We start from the raw sequence: 19,380 nt of genomic DNA on the forward strand, positions 1-19,380 counted from the left end.
CTCTGTAATATACTTTACAGAATAGGTGATAAACATGCTGAAAAACTTATTAGAAAATGTAAGTTTGTTAGAGAATATTTATAAAATGTCTATAGCAGTTCTACTTTTATGTTCTAGTTTAACTATAAAAAAGATAGAACAAGCACTATATTTCCTCGCTTGTATCTATCTTTTTTATTTAGATGCTAACTCTTCCCTTCTATTAAATAAGCAAATCAAACAAAACAGGGTTTTTATTAAGCTCCATAAATTGAATATTATTTTCTTTAAAGCGAGTAATTAATTGCTCATAATCTCCTTTATGTTTTAATTCTACTCCGACTAATGCTGGACCATTTTCTTTATTATGTTTCTTAATATACTCAAAGCGCGTAATGTCATCTTCTGGTCCTAATCCTTTATCAAGAAATTCTCTTAGCGCACCTGAACGTTGCGGAAATTCAATGATAAAGTAATGTTTCAGTCCTTCATAAATGAGCGAACGCTCTTTCATTTCTTGCATTCTATCAATATCATTATTTCCACCACTTAGCGTACATACAACTGTTTTACCTTTTATTTCATCCCTGTATAAATCAAGTGCTGCAATAGAGAGTGCACCAGCCGGTTCAGCTACAATCGCATTTTTCTTATACAGTTCTAAAATCGTCGTACAAACTTTTCCCTCTGGTACTAAAACAATATCATCAATTACATCTTTACAAGTTTCAAAAGTTAACTTTCCTACCTTTTTAACCGCTGCCCCATCAACAAAACTATCTATTTTCTCTAATGCGACATTATCATTTTGAAGAAAAGCCTCTTTCATAGATGCAGCTCCCATCGGTTCTACACCAATAACCTTTGTAGTAGGACTAACACCTTTTACATATGTACCAACACCTGATGCTAATCCACCACCACCGATTGCTGTAAAGATATAATCAACCGGTTTCTCCATATCATGCATAATTTCAACTGCCACTGTCCCTTGACCAGCAACGACATACGGATCATCAAACGGATGAACAAATGTCATTCTATTTTCTTCACAATAACACTGTGCTTCTTGGAAAGAGCTATCGAATGTATCACCAACTAATACAATCTCTGCGAAATCACCACCGAAAAATTGTACTTGTGATACTTTTTGTTTCGGTGTTGTTGTGGGCATAAATATTTTCGACGGAATCTTCAATAAATTACATGTATAAGCAACTCCTTGCGCATGATTACCAGCACTTGCACAAACAACACCGTTTTGTAACTTTTCTTTCGGTAAACTTTGAATCAAATTGTATGCACCACGAATTTTGAAAGAGCGAATTAATTGTAAGTCTTCTCGTTTTACATAAACGTCACAATCATATTTCTCAGATAAAACTGTATCACGTTGTAACGGTGTTTTAATAACGATATCTTTCATGCAATTATGAGCCATTAAGATATCTTCAATTTTCACTCTCTCCTTTACCTTTTGCACCATTATATATCATCCTTATCTCTTTTAAATTGGCTCAATCAAAATTTGGGATTTTCAGAACAGCCCCTGTATTCGCCGATGTTACCATTTGTGCATAACGTCCAAGCCAGCCAGTTTTCACTTTCGGTTCTGGTCGTTTCCATTCTTTTTTACGCTTTTCTAATTCCTCATCACTCACTCTTACTTCTAACAAACGTTCTTCAACATCAATACATACAATATCCCCTTGTTCAAGAAGTGCAATCATCCCGCCCGCTGCTGCTTCTGGTGAAATATGTCCTACTGAAATTCCACGTGAAGCTCCAGAGAAACGTCCATCCGTTAATAATGCAACCTCAGCACCTAATCCCATTCCAGCAATTGCTGATGTTGGTGCTAACATTTCTGGCATACCAGGGCCACCTCTTGGTCCTTCATAACGAATGACAACTACATCTCCTTTTTTCACTTTCCCAAGCATAATGCCAGCAAGTGCCTCATCTTGTGAATTAAAAATAACGCAAGGTCCTTCAAAACGCTTTACTTCTGTTGCACCGCTTTTAATAACCGCTCCATCTTTCGCAAGGTTGCCTTTTAATATACGCAATCCTCCTTCCTCACTATGAGGGTTTTCAAGAGAGTGAATAACTTCCTTATCTTTAATCTCTGCCTCAGCAATATTTTCTCTTAATGTTTGCCCCGTAGCAGTTATTCGATCAAGATGAAGTACTCCTTCTTTCCGGCTCATCTCTTTCAAAATTGCACTAATCCCGCCCGCACGATCAATATCTTCCATATGCCAATTGGAAGCAGGGCTTACTTTACATAAATGTGGTACACGTCTTGAAACGGCATCAATACGGTTCATATCGTAATCTAATCCAGCCTCTTGCGCGAGCGCCAATGTATGCAACACTGTATTTGTTGAACCGCCCATCGCCATATCAAGCGCAAACGCATCATCAATTGCTTCTTCCGTTACAATGTCTCTTGGTTTAATATCTCTTTCAATTAAAATTTTCAATTTCTCTGCTGCTTGTTTAATTAACTCTTCACGTCTTGGATAAATTGCTAAAATACTCCCGTTACCAGGAAGAGCTAAACCTAACACTTCACATAAACAATTCATAGAGTTCGCGGTAAACATACCCGAACAAGATCCACAAGATGGACAGCCATGATCTTCAATATCTTTTAATTCTTCTTCTGAAATTTTCCCAGATTGATAAGCTCCTACTCCTTCAAAAACGGAACTCAGATCAACAACTTCTCCTTTAGATGTTTTTCCTGCTGCCATCGGGCCGCCTGAAACAAACACAGTCGGAATATTAATACGTAGTGCAGCCATCATCATACCTGGTGTAATTTTGTCACAGTTTGGGATACAAATCATGCCGTCAAACCAGTGTGCATTTACAACCGTTTCTACTGAATCTGCAATTATTTCACGACTCGGAAGAGAATAACGCATACCAATATGCCCCATCGCAATACCATCGTCAACTCCAATTGTATTGAATTCGAATGGTACCATACCTGCCGCACGAACTGCCTCTTTTACAAGTTTCCCAAACTCGTTCAAGTGTTTATGCCCTGGAATAATTTCAATAAAAGAATTACAAATCGCTATAAAAGGTTTATCAAAATCTTCATCTTTCAAACCAGTTGCTTTTAATAAACTACGGTGCGGCGCTTTATCAAAACCTTTTTTAATCATGTCACTTCTCATCTTGTCAAATCCCCTCTTACATATTTTTCATTTATACTCTCTTACTCTATTTCTTTACTAATTCTTTCGGTGCATGAATCCAACTCATCATTTCACGAAGCTCTGCTCCCACTTTTTCTAATTGATGATTTTGCTCTGCTTTTTTCATTGCGTTATACGTCGGACGCCCTGCTTGATTTTCTAAAATCCATTTCTTCGCAAATTCACCTTGCTGAATTTCTGTCAAAACACGCTTCATTTCCTTCTTCGTTTCATCTGTAACAATTCTCGATCCTGTTACATAATCTCCAAACTCTGCCGTATCTGAAATACAATGGCGCATAGTCGTTAATCCACCTTCGTACATTAAGTCAACAATTAGCTTTAATTCATGCAAACATTCAAAGTATGCAATTTCAGGGCGATATCCACCTTCCGTTAACGTTTCGAACCCGGCCTTCACAAGTGCAGTTACCCCGCCGCAAAGTACAGCTTGCTCACCGAATAAATCCGTTTCGGTTTCTTCTTGGAATGTCGTTTCAATTACACCCGCCCGTGTACAACCTACACCTTTTGCATACGCTAATGCTACATGTAGCGCTGTTCCCGTCGCATCTTGATGCACTGCGACTAATGCCGGAACACCATTTCCTTCTTGATATACACGGCGAACGAGATGACCTGGACTTTTTGGCGCAACCATTGCTACATCTACGTAACTTGGCGGATTAATTTGGCCGAAGTGAATGTTAAATCCATGTGAGAAAAGTAACATTTGTCCTTCACGGAGATTCTCTTCTACTTCTGATTTATATACATGTGCTTGCTGTTCATCTGGCAATAACATTTGTACAACTTGTGCGGTTCGAACCGCTTCTGAAACAGACATTACTTCAAACCCATCCGCTTTCGCTACTTCATACGACTTACCAGGACGAACACCAACTACTACTTCTACACCAGAATCACGTAAATTTTGTGCTTGCGCATGCCCTTGTGATCCATAACCAATTACTGCAACAGTTTTCCCTTGTAATAACTCTACATTTGCATCTTTTTCATAATATGTTTTCATATTCCATACACTCCTTATAATTTATTTACTTGCAGAACATCAATTAATTTTTTCAACTGACTAACAAGTAATGTCGCTTCATTTTCAGTACAAACTGCTGTGAGTTTCATTTCAGAAACACCACTAGTATCTCTTTCGTTTAAATGTAAAGAAGAAATATAATAACCACGCCGAGCAAAAATCCCACTTATACGTAATAAGACACTTGGCTCGTTATGAATAACGAGTGAAAAAGTATGACTCATTCTTCCCACCTCTTCATAATCATTTCGTTATTTCCTTTGTTTGGCGGAACCATCGGAAATACGTTTTCACCTTCTTCTACACAAAAATCAACTACGACAGGACCTTCGTGAGCAAATGCTTCTAACATCACTTGTTTCGCCTCGGTTGAATTTGTTGCTCTTAATCCCTTTACTCCATAAGCTTCTGCTACTTTCACAAAATCTGGTGATCCAATTTTTGACTCTGATAAACGATTTTCATAAAACATTTCTTGCCATTGCCTTACCATCCCTAAAAATTTGTTATTTATGATAAATACTTTTACAGGGATATTATTTTCAGCAATTGTTTGTAGTTCTTGAATGTTCATTTGAAAAGAAGCGTCACCTGCAATACAAATGACAAGTTCTTCTTTTTTAGCTAGCTGAGCACCAATTGCTGCTGGAAAACCAAACCCCATCGTTCCTAATCCTCCAGAGGTAAGGAACGTCCGAGGTTTTCTTGCTTTATAGAAGTGAGCAGCCCACATTTGATGCTGACCTACTTCTGTTGTGACAATCGCTTCACCATTCGTTAATTCACTTACTAAGTTGATCACGTGCTGTGGTTTTAACTCAGATTCTTTTTGCTTATAAGAAAGTGGATATTCTTCTTTCCATGTCTTTACTTTCTGAAGCCATTCGTCTGTTTGTGTATAAATAGACATATGTAACAGCATGTGTAACGCTTTTTTTACATCACCAACAATCGGATGTTCTACAGTTACATTTTTATGAAACTCAGAAGAATCAATATCAATATGTACTTTTTTCGAGTTTGGAGAAAAAAGTTCTAATTTTCCTGTTACACGATCATCGAAGCGAACACCTAATGCAAGTAGTAAATCACATTCTGTTACCGCCATATTAGCAGCGTATGTCCCATGCATACCAAGCATCCCTAGAAACAATGGATCATCCGGTGGATATGCACCAAGTCCCATTAAAGTTGAAACGACTGGAATACGGTTCTCCCTTGCGAATTCGAAGAGTTCATCGGATCCACCTGAATGAATGACACCTCCTCCAATATAAAGAAGTGGACGCTTAGATTTTGAAATTGCTTTAGCCACCTCTCTAAGTTTCATGCTGTCTGGTACAAGTTCTGGTTTGTACCCCGGAATATCAACTTCTTCATTAAAGAAACTGGTGACTTTTGCATTTTGAACATCTTTTGGAATATCAATTAATACTGGTCCCGGGCGCCCGCTTTTGGCGATGTAAAAAGCTTCTTGCACAATTCGTGATACATGATTCACATCACGAACCTGGTAATTATGCTTCGTAACAGGTACTGTAATTCCGACAACATCCGCTTCTTGAAATCCATCTTTACCAATTAAAGGCGTTGCAACTTGCCCGGTAATGACAACTAAAGGAATCGAATCCATATAAGCGTCTGCTAAACCCGTAACTAAATTTGTCGCCCCTGGGCCAGAGGTAGCAAAGACTACCCCGACCTTTCCAGAAGCTCTCGCATATCCTTCAGCCGCATGAATAGCAGCTTGTTCATGACGAGTTAAAACATGTTTCAAACCACTTTCGTATAAAGCATCGTATATTGGCAAGATTGCTCCGCCCGGATAGCCGAAAACGGTCGTTACACCTAATCTCTTTAAACATTGAATCACATGCCCAGCGCCTGTCATTTCTTCATACTGTAATTTCTCATACGCTGTATACTGCTGCTTCATTTCCATTAACTCCTCTCCTTATTTACGCTAAGCTTTCCGTCAGCCCGGGAACACGTACTCCTCTTTCTCTCGTTAATTTTTTAAATTCTTCGGTCAATTGTTTCGTTACACTTCCTGGTTTCCCATCTCCAATTTCTCTGGAATCAACTTTTACAACTGGAATTAACTCCGCTGCTGTTCCTGTTAAAAATACTTCATCCGCTACATATACATCATGGCGAGTGAACGGTCTTTCCTCACACGGAATACTCAGTCGCTCACATAGCTCGATAACACTATTTCTCGTAATACCTTCTAATGCTCCTAAATAGGATGGCGGGGTTAATACTTTTCCATCTTTCACAACGAAAACATTATCACCAGAACCTTCACAAACATATCCTTGTTGATTTAACATAAGAGCCTCTAACACTCCTGCTTGTGCTGCTTCAATTTTTACAAGTACGTTATTTAAATAATTCATTGACTTAATACGTGGATCTAACGCATCTGGCGTATTACGTCTTGATGCAACAGATACAACGCTTAGCCCATTATCATAAAATTCTTGTGGGAATAATTTTAATTGTTCTGCAATGATAATTACGCTCGGCTTCACACAACTTCTCGGATCGAGCCCTAAGTCACCTTTTCCTCTTGAGACAATTAAGCGAATGTAAGCATCAGTATATTCGTTTTTTTGGAGTGTATGTAAAACTGCTTCTTCCATTTCTTCTACCGTCATTGGAATTGTTAGTAAAATAGATTTCGCTGATTCATACAATCGTTTCACATGTTCTTTTAAACAAAATACATTTCCTCCGTAACTACGAATCCCTTCAAATACACCGTCTCCGTATAAAAAACCGTGATCATATACTGAAACAACTGCCTTTTCTTTTTCTACAAATTCCCCATTCATGTAAATGTACTGGTTTCCCATCTCACATCGCTCCTCTTTTTTTCTCTATTTTTTGCAATCTATTTCTACATCGATTGCTGAGATGAGTATTTTTAACAGAATATTCAGTATATAAACCTTAAAAATATACTCGTCTCAACAATCGATTACTTACATACTTGTAGCAATCCATTGCTGAGACGAGGGAATCGTGGTACCACTCAGCTTCCTTATACTTCTCACGAAATATAAGCTCTGCAAGTCCAATTAGACTTTTGTTTTTCTATCGGGAACAACCCCGCTACTTTTTACTAGTTTTCAAAAGTAGTGCTCCAAGGTGATTTTCAATGAGTGAATTGTTACCACCCTCACAGCCTCGGGGCAGCTCTCTGAAACAATCTTTATCATTTACTCTCCTCTTCTACGCATTCTCTTCTTCTATTTTTAAAAATAAAAACTCTCGCCTCAGCAATCAACTACTACAATTTAGTAGCTTTGATTGCTGAGGCGAGAGTTTCGCGTTACCACTCAGCTTCCTTATACTTCTCACGAAATATAAGCTTTGTAGGTCCAATCAGACCTCCGTCCTTTTACCGGAGACGATGCCGCCGCCCTCTACTCAGTTTCCCTTTCGCAAGCGATGCTCCGAGGTGATCTTCAATGATTCGATTGTTACTACCCTCACAGCCTTGGAGTAGCTCTCTGAAACGATCATAATCATCTACTTTCCTCTTCTTTGCATATACAACATATAAAGTTAGAAAATTCTTAATTAACTTTTATTTGTTACACGTATTATAGGACGTTGTTCTTTTCATTGTCAATATGTTTTTTCAAAAAAATCAAAATTGGAATGCATTACTTACATACACTCATATATTACTTAAGTATGTTTGCATTACTACATAAAGAAAAGCTTATAAAGTTTATGAGGAGATGAGGAAACTATGTTAAAAGGGAAAGTAGCGTTAGTTACAGGAGCAAGCCGAGGAATTGGACGAGCGATCGCTAAACGTTTAGCAAATGACGGTGCATTGGTTGCTGTTCATTACGGTAGTCGAAAAGATGACGCTGAAGAAACTGTTCATGAAATTCGATCAGATGGTGGCCAAGCTTTTTCTATCGGCGCAAATCTAGAATCCTTACACGGTGTAGAAAACCTTTATAACGCTTTAGATACTGAATTACAAAAGCGCACTGGTGAAACACAATTTGATATTTTAATAAACAATGCTGGCATTGGTCCTGGTGCTTTTATTGAAGAAACGACTGAACAGTTTTTTGATAGAATGGTTTCAGTAAATGCAAAAGCTCCATTCTTTATCATTCAACTAGCACTACCACGTTTACGTGACAATAGCCGAATTATTAATATTTCATCCGCTGCCACCCGCATTTCTTTACCTGATTTTGTTGCATATAGTATGACGAAAGGCGCTATTAATACAATGACTTTTACGCTAGCAAAACAGCTTGGAGCACGAGGAATAACGGTGAATGCAATACTTCCAGGATTTATTAAAACAGATATGAATGCAGAACTCTTGAGCGACCCAATGATGAAGCAGTACGCTACTACTATTTCCGCTTTCAATCGCTTAGGTGAAGTAGAGGACATTGCCGATACTGCTGCATTTCTTGCTTCTCCAGACAGCCGCTGGGTTACTGGACAATTAATTGATGTGAGCGGAGGATCTTGTTTATAAAAAACATATATTTTCAAATCTTTTTTATTGCGCAATAAAACAATTTATATAATACTATATAAAACATATACATTTAGGAGGATTACAGCAATGTCTGAAAAAACATACGAACTCGCAACCTTCGCAGGCGGTTGCTTTTGGTGCATGGTAAAACCATTTGATGAACTTCCTGGTATTCATAAAGTACTTTCTGGCTATGCAGGAGGTCATGTAGAAAATCCAACATATGAACAAGTAAAAGCTGGAACATCTGGACATTTAGAAGTTGTTCAAATTACATTCGATCCTTCTATTTTTCCTTATCAGAAATTACTAGACTTATATTGGCCACAAATCGATCCAACTGACGATGGCGGACAATTTTTTGACCGTGGTCCATCTTATCGTACCGCTATTTTTTACCATAACGAAACACAAAAAGGGCTTGCTGAAAAATCAAAACAAGCTCTTGCAGAAAGCGGTATGTTTAAAGATCCAATCGTGACTGAAATTCGTCCTGCTGCACCTTTTTACGAAGCAGAGGAATACCACCAACATTTCTATAAAAAGAATCCAGAGAAATATGCTACTGAGCAAAAAGAATCTGGGCGTGAAGACTTTATAAAAGAAAATTGGCAAAAAAAATAATAAAAACGCATCGTGCTTTTTTAGTACGTTGCGTTTTTATTTTTGATAAAAGTACCATACAATTAACAGAACAATTGCTGTTAGTGACCAAAGTATTATCTCGTTTTTCACTCTATTCTTTTTCTTAGTCATTTCATTCCCTCCTAATAACTATTAAACATATTCAATTTTTTCTTTGTTTAATTGTCCATCTTATATACGTGAATACATCCTTACAAATTCTAATAGCAAGACCACCAATAATTCCGATTGCAATGGAAATTACTAGCATCTGTCCAAAACTAAAAGAATTTGTGTACATTATGTAGAGAACGATACATATAAGTAAAACATCCGGTAAAGAAAGTAAAAACCTTTTAAGCATTCCTTTATCTCCTCTATACTTTTTAATTTATATCTTCTACTGTAATTTTGAAATAAAATTTGTTCAAAAATTCCATTTACACCCTCATTTTATGAAAAATAATAAGAATCCCTTTTCAAAAGAGATTCTTATTCAGCAGATTTAAGTTTAATTATTTTCTACATATCCTATTCCATAATTACTCCTAAAATAGAATAATATTACTAATGATTTATTGTAAATTGACTATTTGCCAGGTAACCGAATGTCGCGCCAGCTAACTACATCGCATTGGCCAAATTCATTATTACCTACCGCGATCACCGTGCCGTCTGATTTTAGTCCGACTGTATGTGCACAACCAGCCGCTATCGCTACAATATCTCTCCAATCACTTACGTTACATTGACCATACTCATTCCAACCCACTGCCACCACGGTACCGTTTGATTTAAGTCCGATTGTATGATTCGTACCAGCCGCTATTGCTACAATATCTCGCCAGCCACTTACATCACACTGGTTATGTTTATCATTCCCCACTGCTGTCACCGTACCGTCTCGTTTAAGACCAACAGTATGAAGATACCCAGCCTTGACCGCTACAATACCTCGCCAGCTACTTACATTGCATTGACCATATCGATTATTCCCCACAGTCGTCAATGTGCCGTCCAATTTAAGACCGACTGTATGCCAGTCACCCGCTGTGACTGCCACAATACCTTGCCAACTGCTTACATTGCATTCTCCTTCTTTATTTCGGCCCACCGCTACTACCGTGCCATCCGATTTCAGGCCAATAGTACGACGCCACCCTGCCGCAACCGCTACAATATTATGCCAATCGTTTACATCACATTGTTCATGCTTATTCCAACCCACTGCTACCGCAGTACTGTCACATGTAAGACCGATTGTATGAGCATTACCCGTGTTCGTTGCCATATGAACATTGCCCACTGCGACTGCTTCAATATCTCGCCAGCCACTTACATTACATTCCCCTTCTTTATTCCGGCCCACCGCTACTACCGTGCCATCCGATTTCAGGCCAACTGTATGACAACGCCCCGCCGCTATCATATCTTTGGGCCATCGCTTCACTTTTTCTTTCGATAAAAGGTAATCCATGTTTTACCTCCTTGCATATAAGCAACTGTATCATAATAGATATTTTTATCAAATTTCATTATAAATCTACATTTACAAAGAAAGCTTATTGTACTTCTTCAAAAAATAAAAACCTCCAGTTTAAATACTAGAGGTTTTCTCGTTATTTCTTCAAGCGTTCAATAAAATCGTTCAATTTATCTAGCGATTTCATATTCTGATTGCAAGCTACACCATCTTTGCAAATGTAGTTTCCCTTTTTAACGAAAGTTCCTGGTACATCGCCTTTAATTTCAACTAAAAACATTCCTACTTCTTCATGTCCATGACATAACGAACAAATGCTTTTTTTATTTAAACTTTGGAACGTTCCTTGCAGACCAACAAATTTATTTTTATCATTTTTCGCTATAATAAATTTCCTGCTTGACCCCTTATCAATCCAGCTTAAATAAGATATTTCTTTCATATCCATTTCTTCCATATCAGGAAGTTTTAACTTTTTCGCTTTAGGAAATAATTTTTTTAATGTTTGTGCTGTAACTTCTTGAAACGGAATTACATACGGATTTATTTTCATTAAAAATGATTCTGCATCTTCTCTATTTTGAACTGTTAATACCGTATCAATTAACTCTTTCTGTTCATCCGTTAAATTCTCAAATACATGTATTATCTTTTCAATCGCAAGCGATTTTAACGCTTGAATTACACCTCTATCATTTGCCGTTGCATGCCCGTTTGCTAAAATATAAGCTTGTGATTTTATAAAATTATATTGATCACTTCTAATAAACGCTTCCATCTTTATCACTCCATACAAATTGTTGATCTAGTTTTATTGTATACAATGATTACGTTTTTTGATATGTAAAAGATAACTTAGAAACAAACATTACATATATCACTTATTCTCTACCGCTGCATTTCCTGACAAAAGAAGCCATCATCTGTTTTCCATTCCGCATATAATACGTCTTCAAATTTAGTAATTCCTTTTTGCTTTATTTGTTTATAAAGCCATCCTTCATCAAATCCCGCTTCCCTCAAATTATCCTTAACTACTTTTCCATCACTAATTAATGAAATTGGTAAGTATACAGGCTTATGTTTTAAACTTAAATCATTTATAGTAGGAGATTCGTATTTACTTTTTTTCAGAACGCTTATGTTTCCGTTCGGTTCCAATATCATATATTCAACTTCTCGGATTGAAAATATATCTTTTTGTTGCCTAAGCATTTGTTGTAATTGGTTTATATCCAGATGATTTACGCTTAATTGTTCACGATCAATCTTTCCATTACGAATAATAATTGAAGGATATCCTTCAAAAAACCTTCTTGTTCCTCTTACTTTTTGTGTTATCACTTCTATAGTATAAATTAAAATTACCCAAACAAATACTGAATATAAAATAGACCATACTTTAATTTTAGGATCATATATTGAATTTCCAACGAGCTCACCTAGGACGATTGCAGAAATAAAATCAAATGGCGTTAGCTGAGATATTTGTGTTTTCCCTAATATTTTTGTAGCAATTAATAGAACAAAAAAACCAACTAAAAGCTCTATCGTTATTTGTCCAATATGATTCATATATGTTCACCTTTCTACTTTTCAAATGCTCTGTATACCATTTAATAAAAAAACGGCACATTTTTTCTATTATCATGCCCATTCACACCTCATATATCCAATACATATAAAACAAAAAGAGTCTGATTCAAAGTAATATATGAATCAGACTCTTTTCCTCTTATTTAGAATACACAATCTTTTTAATCGTTTCCCCAGAAAGAAAATATTCTTCTGCAAGTTGATGAATAGCAATCCCACTTTTAAAAGCTTCTTTAATTGCTTTATTTCTTTCATCTAGTTGTTTTCTTCCGCCAGATCGTGTACCCCATTTATAATGTTTCGTTTCTTGTTTCGGAATGTAAATTGTTTCACCTTGTATATACTTTTGAATTTCAGTAATTAAACTCTCCGGTAAAACAGCATTAGCTTTTACGTATTTCATTTCTGCTCGCCCCTTATTTTTTATGGTTCATTTCAATAAGGTGCAAAGCCAAATATAAAAAATGATACGAGCTCATATAGGCGATTGTATATTACTTGTCTACCTCACGCAAAGTATCGCCATTTCCATACTTGGCTTTGCATGAGACGTTGCAGTGTCTGGCAATTGAATTATAATCGCCATATAAACACCTCCTAATATACCTTTTGTATTTTATTATATGATAAATTCCTTCTCCTTGCATCCACACCCTTCTTAAAGCACGAAATTACTTAGTTTGATATAATACTTTTTAATTGAATCAAAAATCATTGTGAGGTTACATTATGAAGAAAAAAATTATCATTACAATCGTTACACTATTCTTTATTATCACGGCATTATTCGGAACATACAAATTGATGAACGCAAGAAGCTTTCAATTATTTGGATATTTAACACAACGTGTAGAAACAAATGAAAAAGTGATCGCTTTAACTTTTGATGATGGCCCTACTAACAATGTAAAACAAATATTACCGCTACTAGATAAATACAACGCTAAAGCTACTTTCTTTTTAATTGGAAATGAATTAGAGAAAAATCTATCGTTAGGTGAAGCTATCGCGCAATCTGGGCACCAACTTGGAAACCATACATATTCTCATAATAGAATGGTTTTCAAAACACCTTCTTTTATTAAAGGTGAAATAGAAAAAACGAATTCATTAATCCGCCAAACAGGATTTACAGGCGAAATTGATTTTAGGCCCCCTAACGGTAAGAAGTTAATAGGGCTGCCATATTATTTAAATAAAAACAATATCGAAACAATCACATGGGATCTTGAGCCCGATACTTTTTATAAATCTGCGGCTGATAAAATTAAATACGTTAATAAAAATGTAAAACCAGGTTCTATCATTTTACTGCACTCTATGTATGATGAGTCTAATGAAAATTTACAAACGATTGAAGGTATTTTAGATTCTTTATCTAAGAAGGGCTATCAGTTCGTAACAGTAAATGAATTGCAAAAAAGAGCAAAATAAAAAGGTAGCGTATCTTTGTATGATACGCTACCTTTCTTTTTATATAATGCCAAGTACATTTAAGAATACGATAATAATCGCAATTGGTGCGATATAACGAAGTAAGAATAACCATAATACGAATAGTTTATAACCTTTATTTTTACTTACACCTAGCTCTTTCATTAATACATCTTTCTTCATTTTTAAAGGAACAAAGATAGAAACTAATAATACACCAAGTGGCATTAATACGTTACTTACTGCATAGTCCGCTAAATCAAAGACTGTCTTCCCGAAAATCTTCAGATCACTTAATATACCGAATGATAATGCTGATGGTACCCCAACAACGAAGATTAATAACCCTACGATTAAGGCCATTTTTTCACGTTTCCCTTTACCTTTTGATGTTAACGATGCAACACTAATTTCTAACATCGAAATTGCTGATGTAATCGTAGCGAAGAAGAATAGTAATAAGAAAACAATGAAGAATAATTTTCCGAACGCCATTTTACTGAAAATAGCTGGCAACACGATAAATAATAGTCCCGGCCCTTGAGATGGTTCCATTCCAAATGCGAACACAACTGGGAAAATTGCAAGTCCTGCAAGTAATGTAATAACAAGAGTTAAGGCTACGATAGAAAATGCTGAACGTGGTAAGCTTTCTTCTTTCGGTAAGTATGAGCTATACGTTACCATAACGGCTACCCCGACAGATAATGAGAAGAACGATTGCCCCATTGCGTATAATATAACTTCTGATGTTACATGTGAGAAATCAGGTTGTAAGAAGAAACGAACGCCTTCTCCAGCACCATCTAATGTAAGTGCACGAACGATTAATACAAAGAATAAAACGAATAATGCTGGCATGAAATATTTATTTACTTTTTCAACACCATTTTGTACACCTTTACTTACGATGAAAATAGTAATAAGGATGAATAATAGCTGTGATCCAACTGCTAAATATGGATTGGAAATGATTTCACCAAACGTAGCTTCGTATGCTCCATTTCCTTCCCATAGTCTACCTGTAATTGCATTCCATAAATATAATAAAATCCAGCCTCCTACAACACTGTAGAAAGAAAGTAATATGAAACATGTTACAATTCCTAATTTACCTAACCAAGGCCATAACGTTTTAGGAGCAATCTCTCTATATGCATCGACAGCCTCTTTTTGTGTACTTCTTCCAATAACAAATTCAGCTAATAATAGCGGTAAACCAATTAATAATGTGAAACCGATGAAAATTAGGAAGAACGCTCCGCCTCCTCCAATGCCGGCCATATATGGGAATTTCCAAATCGCCCCAAGACCAATTGCCGAACCTGCTGCAGCTAATACGAAACCTAATTTCGATGTCCATTGCTGTGAATTCATTTGTTAATCTCCTCTCTATCTCTTTTTCTTTGTTACAATTCGGTATTTATATTGTTCTATCAATACTCTTTTCTAATACGTTCACTTCCTCCCTAATAATAAAAAAACGCCCCTACGTAAATACGTAGGGACGACAAAATTATCGCGGTACCACCCTAGTTGTGAAGAACACTAAGAAACCACCTAAATAAAAACGCCCCTACGCAAAAACGTAGGGACGATAAAATATCGCGGTACCACCCTAGTTATGAAGCCACACCAAAGTTAGGACCTAAATAAAAAACGTCCCTACGTAAATACGTAGGGACGATAAATATCGCGGTACCACCCTAGTTGCGAAAAAATCTTCACCACTTTATTTGATAACGGTATAAACTACCGTCTTTCATTTCCTCAAAATATGAGATTTATGAAAGATGCTCCAGGACGAACTTCATGAATAATCTATATACTGATTCACACCAACCATCAGCTCTCTGAAATAGGGAGATATTCACTACTATACCCTTTCATTGCCCAAATATTATTTTCCGAATTGATTACTATCATTTTTATCACACATTAAAAATAGTGTCAACTTATATTTCGAATTTTTATGTATTACAATCTATTTGAAAATTCGAAATATAAGTTTTAGTTTAGAAAACAAGTAGCTTAGTACATAACGAATTCTAACAGGCAATAGAAAAAGAATTACGTATTATTGATACTTATTCAATAATACAAATCATCTAGAAACATAACCTGTCTCTCTGTATTCATTTTTTAAGAGTTTGATGGATACCAAGAAAATTTCGCATCACTATCCAGTGGTCTATTTTTCGTTTCTTCTTTAATTACACGAAACCATTCATTTAGAATTTGAGTTTTGGGCAATTGAGCAGCAAGGCTATCTTCCCAAATTATATGTGAGAACCAGGCTTTCGTTTCCCATTCAAACTGCAATTGTGCGAACGAAATTATAGGGTGATCAGCTCCACGAAATTGCTCATTTACTGCATTTGAAACTTCTGGAGCTTGCGGTAACAACTCGTTCTGAATTCTATTTCTTATCGTCTCATTTTCTAGCTGATCCCAGAAATACAATTGCCCATTTATTTGATAAAAAATATCAAATGAAGCCTCACCTTTCTTCAAATTCAATAACACGAAGGCACGTTCCACATCATTGTCAGCCGCTTTTACAGCATTAACAATTATATTTTGTGCCATTGATACCCAGTAACTAGTCGCTTCCTCTACCGGTGATTCAACATACAATTCTTCACTTAATTCATGAAGAGTAGCTTCTTGCTCATTTACTTTTTCAACTTTTTTAAAAAACCTATTAAAAAACCCCATAACTTCCCCCTTATTACTATTTTCTATTTCACAAAATAAAAAATAGATTTTTCTTGCTCATCCACATTTACTCCTGGCGCGTATGTATGAACTTGTTGCAACACTTCTTCTATTAGCAACTCTAACTCCTGCACACTTTTTTCTGGATTCCCTATTAATGTGTCCGCCATACGTTCATATAATTTTTCAGGTTTAATAGTCATTCGTTCCACATTATTAGGCATCCATTTAAACGCTGGATGATGTACGTACATTTTATTCAAACCAAATAAAACACCGAATATGTTCCTTTGTACTTCGCAAATAACGTCATAAAGCATAAGCCAATCTTTCCGTTTTAAAAGCGCCTTTCGATTGTGCCAACGATTACTTAACCATAGATTTTCTGAAATCATCCGTTTTGCTAGTTCATCTGGATATGCCGCTACTTTTTCTTTTAATTCATTCACTTTCCCTTCTCCATACAAACTAACACCATCATGAATGGATGATACAATACATTGTTTTTCATAACTTATATCATATTGATCCACCACATCCGAAATCACTTTCTCTACTGTCTCTGTTAAAAAGTTACTAATCTCTAATTTAATTCCCTCTTTCGTTAAATACGTTTCCGACCATTCTTCTTCCTCATACGGATGATACGATAATATTTTCCCAGCAATATGATAAATAGGGGCCCTACGATCCTCATCTTCCGGCGGTGTTGACCATAAAATATGTAATTCTATATCTGAATGTTCATCTTCAAGCCTTCTAGCTACTGAACCCGCTAAAATAATAGCTTCTACTTTCGGATTTTTCCTATAAATCTCTGACATCTCTATCGCTTTCTCTTTTAATCCCATTTCATTTCCCCCTAAAATTGCAGTAATCCCCTATATTTCATTTATCTATTTCGATATTACAGCTTGCATTACCTTTTCAAATTCCTACTTAATCATATTTCTATCCAATAGCGCTGAATAACTTCACCAGTACGAGAAGAAACTACTTCATTTTCTAACACACCTCCAACCTTTTGAATCGTTTTAGCAGAACCGATATTGGATTTATCGCAAGTTATTAATACTTTCTGCAATCCTAATTTTTGCGCTTCAGCTAATGCAAGTTGTAGTTGTTTCGTAGCGTAACCGTGGCGACGTTTATTCGGATGGACACTATATCCAATATGACCACTTTCCCGTAATAATTCTGGATTTAATCTATGTCTAATATTCACAAAACCTATAAGTTCCCCTTTTTCAAAACTTAAAAACTGACTAGATGGCACTCGATTAGCTAGTAAGTTTTCTCCTAGTTCTTGTTTACTCACTTTTTCAAACCATTCATCAAGAGAATCAAAGTTTTGTAAAGAACTACTTCCATGTGGTTGTTCCCCTGAGTGTAAAAACGCTCGTCTATACGCCGTAATATGCTCACTATATTCATGGATTGGTTTTAATAGTTTCATTGTTCTTCTCCCCCTCTTCATTCCATAAAACAAACACCTTAATAGCAGCTATTCACTATTAAGGTGTTTCTATCCTTTTTATTCAAATAACCCCATGCTCAAATAACGTTCACCTGTATCAGGCGCAATACATAAAACTTTTTTACCAACGCCTAGGCGTTTCGCTATCATGATTGCAGCGTAAACAGATGCTCCAGAAGATGGCCCAACTAATAATCCTTCTTGTCTAGCTAAGTTTCTCATTGTCGTTAAAGCCTCTTCATCTGCAATTTGAATAATTTCGTTATACACTTCTGTATTTAAGTTTTTCGGAATAAATCCTGGGCTTGTTCCTACTAGTTTATGAGGACCTGGTACACCACCGGATAAAACGGGAGATCCTTTCGGTTCCACTACTGCAATATATAAGTTTGGCAATTTCTCTTTTAACGTTTCACCAGTCCCTGTAATCGTTCCGCCTGTTCCTGCCGTTGCAACAAAAGCATCAAGCTCTCCATCCATTTGTTCGTAAATTTCAAGTGCAGTCGTATAACGGTGAATATTCGGATTAGCTGGATTTTCAAATTGTTGCGGGATAAAACTATTCGGTATTTGTTTTTGCAGTTCTAACGCCTTCGCAATTGCTCCTGGCATTCTTTGTTCTGCTGGTGTTAAAACTACTTCTGCTCCGTATGCTTTCAATAAATTAATACGCTCTTTTGACATATTATCTGGCATAATTAAAATCGCTTTATACCCTTTAGCTGCTGCATTCATCGCTAAACCAATCCCTGTATTCCCGCTTGTCGGTTCAATAATTGTATCTCCTGGTTTGATGAGACCATTCTCTTCTGCAACGTGAAGTAAATTATAAGCAGCACGGTCTTTCACACTGCGCGATGGATTAAACATTTCTAGTTTCACATACACATCTGCTGCGTCTTCCGGAATAAATTTAGATAATCGGACGACAGGTGTATCTCCTATTAATTCCGTAACGTTTTCACACAATTTCATAGCGCATCCCCTATTCTATCGTTTTCTTATCACTTGGCAGTAACCATGAAGTGAGTCCAATTAATGGTAGACAACTACATAATAGCATAATAAATTGCAGGCTATATACATCTGCTAATTTCCCAAGAACTACAGCACCTAATGCTCCAAGTCCAAATGCAAGACCTACGATTAATCCTGACACCATTCCCACTCGTATATTAATATTTAAGCCCTATCTCAGGCTTAGTTTTACTCTCTAATAAGAGTCCAGTAATAAAGAAAATACTTGGACGTCTCAAGATATTTCTAGATAATGGTCTT

Annotated in this window: 20 protein-coding genes, 1 pseudogene and 2 other annotated features; of the genes and pseudogenes, 4 read left to right on the plus strand and 17 right to left on the minus strand. The window is 36.3% G+C overall.

What is annotated here, in order from left to right; genetic code table 11:
- Window positions 1–34: 34 nt before the first annotated feature.
- Window positions 35–283 (plus strand): hypothetical protein, encoded by a 249-nt coding sequence (locus MR168_RS33680; RefSeq protein ID WP_103597460.1) that lies wholly within the window; start codon window positions 35–37, stop codon window positions 281–283.
- On the opposite strand, the gene ilvA is transcribed toward MR168_RS33680, so the two are convergent.
- The 6 genes from ilvA to ilvE are packed head-to-tail and all read right to left on the minus strand — an operon-like array spanning window position 203 to window position 7,103.
- Window positions 203–1,465: a threonine ammonia-lyase IlvA gene (ilvA, locus tag MR168_RS16240; RefSeq protein ID WP_046392610.1), complete on the minus strand. Its 1,263-nt coding sequence runs from the start codon at window positions 1,463–1,465 to the stop codon at window positions 203–205. The genes MR168_RS33680 and ilvA overlap by 81 nt on opposite strands.
- Before the next feature lie 31 nt (window positions 1,466–1,496).
- On the minus strand, window positions 1,497–3,170 hold the full coding sequence (gene ilvD, locus MR168_RS16245; RefSeq protein WP_086411626.1) for a dihydroxy-acid dehydratase: 1,674 nt from the start codon (window positions 3,168–3,170) through the stop codon (window positions 1,497–1,499).
- Window positions 3,171–3,216: 46 nt separating this feature from the next.
- Entirely contained in the window at window positions 3,217–4,224 is a 1,008-nt protein-coding gene (gene ilvC, locus MR168_RS16250) for a ketol-acid reductoisomerase (protein ID WP_016122283.1), read from the minus strand.
- A gap of 14 nt (window positions 4,225–4,238) precedes the next feature.
- Window positions 4,239–4,469, minus strand: a complete 231-nt coding sequence (locus tag MR168_RS16255) for an ACT domain-containing protein (protein WP_000019916.1) — start codon at window positions 4,467–4,469, stop codon at window positions 4,239–4,241.
- Window positions 4,466–6,181, minus strand: a complete 1,716-nt coding sequence (gene ilvB, locus MR168_RS16260; protein ID WP_242291424.1) for an acetolactate synthase large subunit — start codon at window positions 6,179–6,181, stop codon at window positions 4,466–4,468. Before ilvB ends, MR168_RS16255 begins: the two co-directional genes overlap by 4 nt.
- Window positions 6,182–6,203: 22 nt before the next feature.
- Window positions 6,204–7,103 (minus strand): branched-chain-amino-acid transaminase, encoded by a 900-nt coding sequence (gene ilvE, locus MR168_RS16265; RefSeq protein WP_000528161.1) that lies wholly within the window; start codon window positions 7,101–7,103, stop codon window positions 6,204–6,206.
- A gap of 151 nt (window positions 7,104–7,254) precedes the next feature.
- Window positions 7,255–7,494: a binding site (T-box leader), on the minus strand.
- Window positions 7,495–8,008: 514 nt separating this feature from the next.
- Here ilvE and MR168_RS16270 point away from each other — a divergent pair.
- The gene (locus tag MR168_RS16270) at window positions 8,009–8,767 is read left to right on the plus strand and encodes an SDR family oxidoreductase (protein ID WP_000911822.1); all 759 of its coding nucleotides are present in this window, start codon (window positions 8,009–8,011) and stop codon (window positions 8,765–8,767) included.
- Between the two features lie 90 nt (window positions 8,768–8,857).
- Window positions 8,858–9,394, plus strand: a complete 537-nt coding sequence (msrA, locus tag MR168_RS16275; protein ID WP_001291883.1) for a peptide-methionine (S)-S-oxide reductase MsrA — start codon at window positions 8,858–8,860, stop codon at window positions 9,392–9,394.
- A 163-nt stretch (window positions 9,395–9,557) separates the two neighbouring features.
- Here the strand turns inward: msrA and MR168_RS16280 are convergent, their stop codons facing one another.
- The 5 genes from MR168_RS16280 to MR168_RS16300 form a co-directional block, all read right to left on the minus strand.
- Window positions 9,558–9,758, minus strand: a complete 201-nt coding sequence (locus MR168_RS16280) for a hypothetical protein (RefSeq protein ID WP_000919314.1) — start codon at window positions 9,756–9,758, stop codon at window positions 9,558–9,560.
- A gap of 225 nt (window positions 9,759–9,983) precedes the next feature.
- On the minus strand, window positions 9,984–10,871 hold the full coding sequence (locus MR168_RS16285) for an RCC1 domain-containing protein (RefSeq protein ID WP_000385092.1): 888 nt from the start codon (window positions 10,869–10,871) through the stop codon (window positions 9,984–9,986).
- A gap of 142 nt (window positions 10,872–11,013) precedes the next feature.
- Complete coding sequence (locus tag MR168_RS16290) at window positions 11,014–11,655, minus strand: FusB/FusC family EF-G-binding protein (RefSeq protein ID WP_000387074.1); 642 nt, start codon at window positions 11,653–11,655, stop codon at window positions 11,014–11,016.
- 110 nt (window positions 11,656–11,765) lie between these two features.
- On the minus strand, window positions 11,766–12,452 hold the full coding sequence (locus MR168_RS16295) for a DUF421 domain-containing protein (RefSeq protein WP_001015543.1): 687 nt from the start codon (window positions 12,450–12,452) through the stop codon (window positions 11,766–11,768).
- Window positions 12,453–12,612: 160 nt separating this feature from the next.
- A complete protein-coding gene (locus tag MR168_RS16300; protein WP_000878325.1) occupies window positions 12,613–12,876 on the minus strand; it encodes a CD3324 family protein in 264 nt (87 codons plus the stop codon).
- Between the two features lie 326 nt (window positions 12,877–13,202).
- Here MR168_RS16300 and MR168_RS16305 point away from each other — a divergent pair, with 326 nt between their 5' ends.
- The gene (locus MR168_RS16305; RefSeq protein ID WP_061113561.1) at window positions 13,203–13,907 is read left to right on the plus strand and encodes a polysaccharide deacetylase family protein; all 705 of its coding nucleotides are present in this window, start codon (window positions 13,203–13,205) and stop codon (window positions 13,905–13,907) included.
- A 39-nt stretch (window positions 13,908–13,946) separates the two neighbouring features.
- Here MR168_RS16305 and MR168_RS16310 read toward each other — a convergent pair whose 3' ends face one another.
- From MR168_RS16310 to MR168_RS16335, 6 genes and pseudogenes are all read right to left on the minus strand, one after another.
- On the minus strand, window positions 13,947–15,284 hold the full coding sequence (locus MR168_RS16310) for a sodium-dependent transporter (RefSeq protein ID WP_001088187.1): 1,338 nt from the start codon (window positions 15,282–15,284) through the stop codon (window positions 13,947–13,949).
- 299 nt (window positions 15,285–15,583) lie between these two features.
- Window positions 15,584–15,806, minus strand: a binding site (T-box leader).
- A gap of 243 nt (window positions 15,807–16,049) precedes the next feature.
- The gene (locus MR168_RS16315; protein WP_000505545.1) at window positions 16,050–16,625 is read right to left on the minus strand and encodes a hypothetical protein; all 576 of its coding nucleotides are present in this window, start codon (window positions 16,623–16,625) and stop codon (window positions 16,050–16,052) included.
- 23 nt (window positions 16,626–16,648) lie between these two features.
- The gene (locus MR168_RS16320) at window positions 16,649–17,476 is read right to left on the minus strand and encodes a DUF4037 domain-containing protein (protein WP_086388606.1); all 828 of its coding nucleotides are present in this window, start codon (window positions 17,474–17,476) and stop codon (window positions 16,649–16,651) included.
- A gap of 92 nt (window positions 17,477–17,568) precedes the next feature.
- Entirely contained in the window at window positions 17,569–18,081 is a 513-nt protein-coding gene (locus MR168_RS16325; RefSeq protein WP_061113559.1) for a GNAT family N-acetyltransferase, read from the minus strand.
- Between the two features lie 78 nt (window positions 18,082–18,159).
- Window positions 18,160–19,077, minus strand: coding sequence for a cysteine synthase A (gene cysK, locus MR168_RS16330; RefSeq protein ID WP_000762273.1), 918 nt, complete (start codon window positions 19,075–19,077; stop codon window positions 18,160–18,162).
- A 10-nt stretch (window positions 19,078–19,087) separates the two neighbouring features.
- A pseudogene (locus MR168_RS16335) lies at window positions 19,088–19,273 on the minus strand (MFS transporter); the annotation flags it as partial.
- Window positions 19,274–19,380: the final 107 nt, after the last annotated feature.

The organism is Bacillus cereus group sp. BfR-BA-01356, assembly GCF_022663635.1.
Classification (GTDB): Bacteria; Bacillota; Bacilli; order Bacillales; family Bacillaceae_G; genus Bacillus_A; species Bacillus_A cereus.

Bases quoted from the DNA above. Each gene is read 5' to 3' on its own strand.
- MR168_RS33680 (WP_103597460.1), top strand. From the start codon at position 35: ATGCTGAAAAACTTATTAGAAAATGTAAGTTTGTTAGAGAATATTTAT.
- ilvA (WP_046392610.1), bottom strand. From the start codon at position 1,465: ATGGTGCAAAAGGTAAAGGAGAGAGTGAAAATTGAAGATATCTTAATG.
- ilvD (WP_086411626.1), bottom strand. From the start codon at position 3,170: ATGAGAAGTGACATGATTAAAAAAGGTTTTGATAAAGCGCCGCACCGT.
- ilvC (WP_016122283.1), bottom strand. From the start codon at position 4,224: ATGAAAACATATTATGAAAAAGATGCAAATGTAGAGTTATTACAAGGG.
- MR168_RS16255 (WP_000019916.1), bottom strand. From the start codon at position 4,469: ATGAGTCATACTTTTTCACTCGTTATTCATAACGAGCCAAGTGTCTTA.
- ilvB (WP_242291424.1), bottom strand. From the start codon at position 6,181: ATGAAGCAGCAGTATACAGCGTATGAGAAATTACAGTATGAAGAAATG.
- ilvE (WP_000528161.1), bottom strand. From the start codon at position 7,103: ATGGGAAACCAGTACATTTACATGAATGGGGAATTTGTAGAAAAAGAA.
- MR168_RS16270 (WP_000911822.1), top strand. From the start codon at position 8,009: ATGTTAAAAGGGAAAGTAGCGTTAGTTACAGGAGCAAGCCGAGGAATT.
- msrA (WP_001291883.1), top strand. From the start codon at position 8,858: ATGTCTGAAAAAACATACGAACTCGCAACCTTCGCAGGCGGTTGCTTT.
- MR168_RS16280 (WP_000919314.1), bottom strand. From the start codon at position 9,758: ATGCTTAAAAGGTTTTTACTTTCTTTACCGGATGTTTTACTTATATGT.
- MR168_RS16285 (WP_000385092.1), bottom strand. From the start codon at position 10,871: ATGGATTACCTTTTATCGAAAGAAAAAGTGAAGCGATGGCCCAAAGAT.
- MR168_RS16290 (WP_000387074.1), bottom strand. From the start codon at position 11,655: ATGGAAGCGTTTATTAGAAGTGATCAATATAATTTTATAAAATCACAA.
- MR168_RS16295 (WP_001015543.1), bottom strand. From the start codon at position 12,452: ATGAATCATATTGGACAAATAACGATAGAGCTTTTAGTTGGTTTTTTT.
- MR168_RS16300 (WP_000878325.1), bottom strand. From the start codon at position 12,876: ATGAAATACGTAAAAGCTAATGCTGTTTTACCGGAGAGTTTAATTACT.
- MR168_RS16305 (WP_061113561.1), top strand. From the start codon at position 13,203: ATGAAGAAAAAAATTATCATTACAATCGTTACACTATTCTTTATTATC.
- MR168_RS16310 (WP_001088187.1), bottom strand. From the start codon at position 15,284: ATGAATTCACAGCAATGGACATCGAAATTAGGTTTCGTATTAGCTGCA.
- MR168_RS16315 (WP_000505545.1), bottom strand. From the start codon at position 16,625: ATGGGGTTTTTTAATAGGTTTTTTAAAAAAGTTGAAAAAGTAAATGAG.
- MR168_RS16320 (WP_086388606.1), bottom strand. From the start codon at position 17,476: ATGGGATTAAAAGAGAAAGCGATAGAGATGTCAGAGATTTATAGGAAA.
- MR168_RS16325 (WP_061113559.1), bottom strand. From the start codon at position 18,081: ATGAAACTATTAAAACCAATCCATGAATATAGTGAGCATATTACGGCG.
- cysK (WP_000762273.1), bottom strand. From the start codon at position 19,077: ATGAAATTGTGTGAAAACGTTACGGAATTAATAGGAGATACACCTGTC.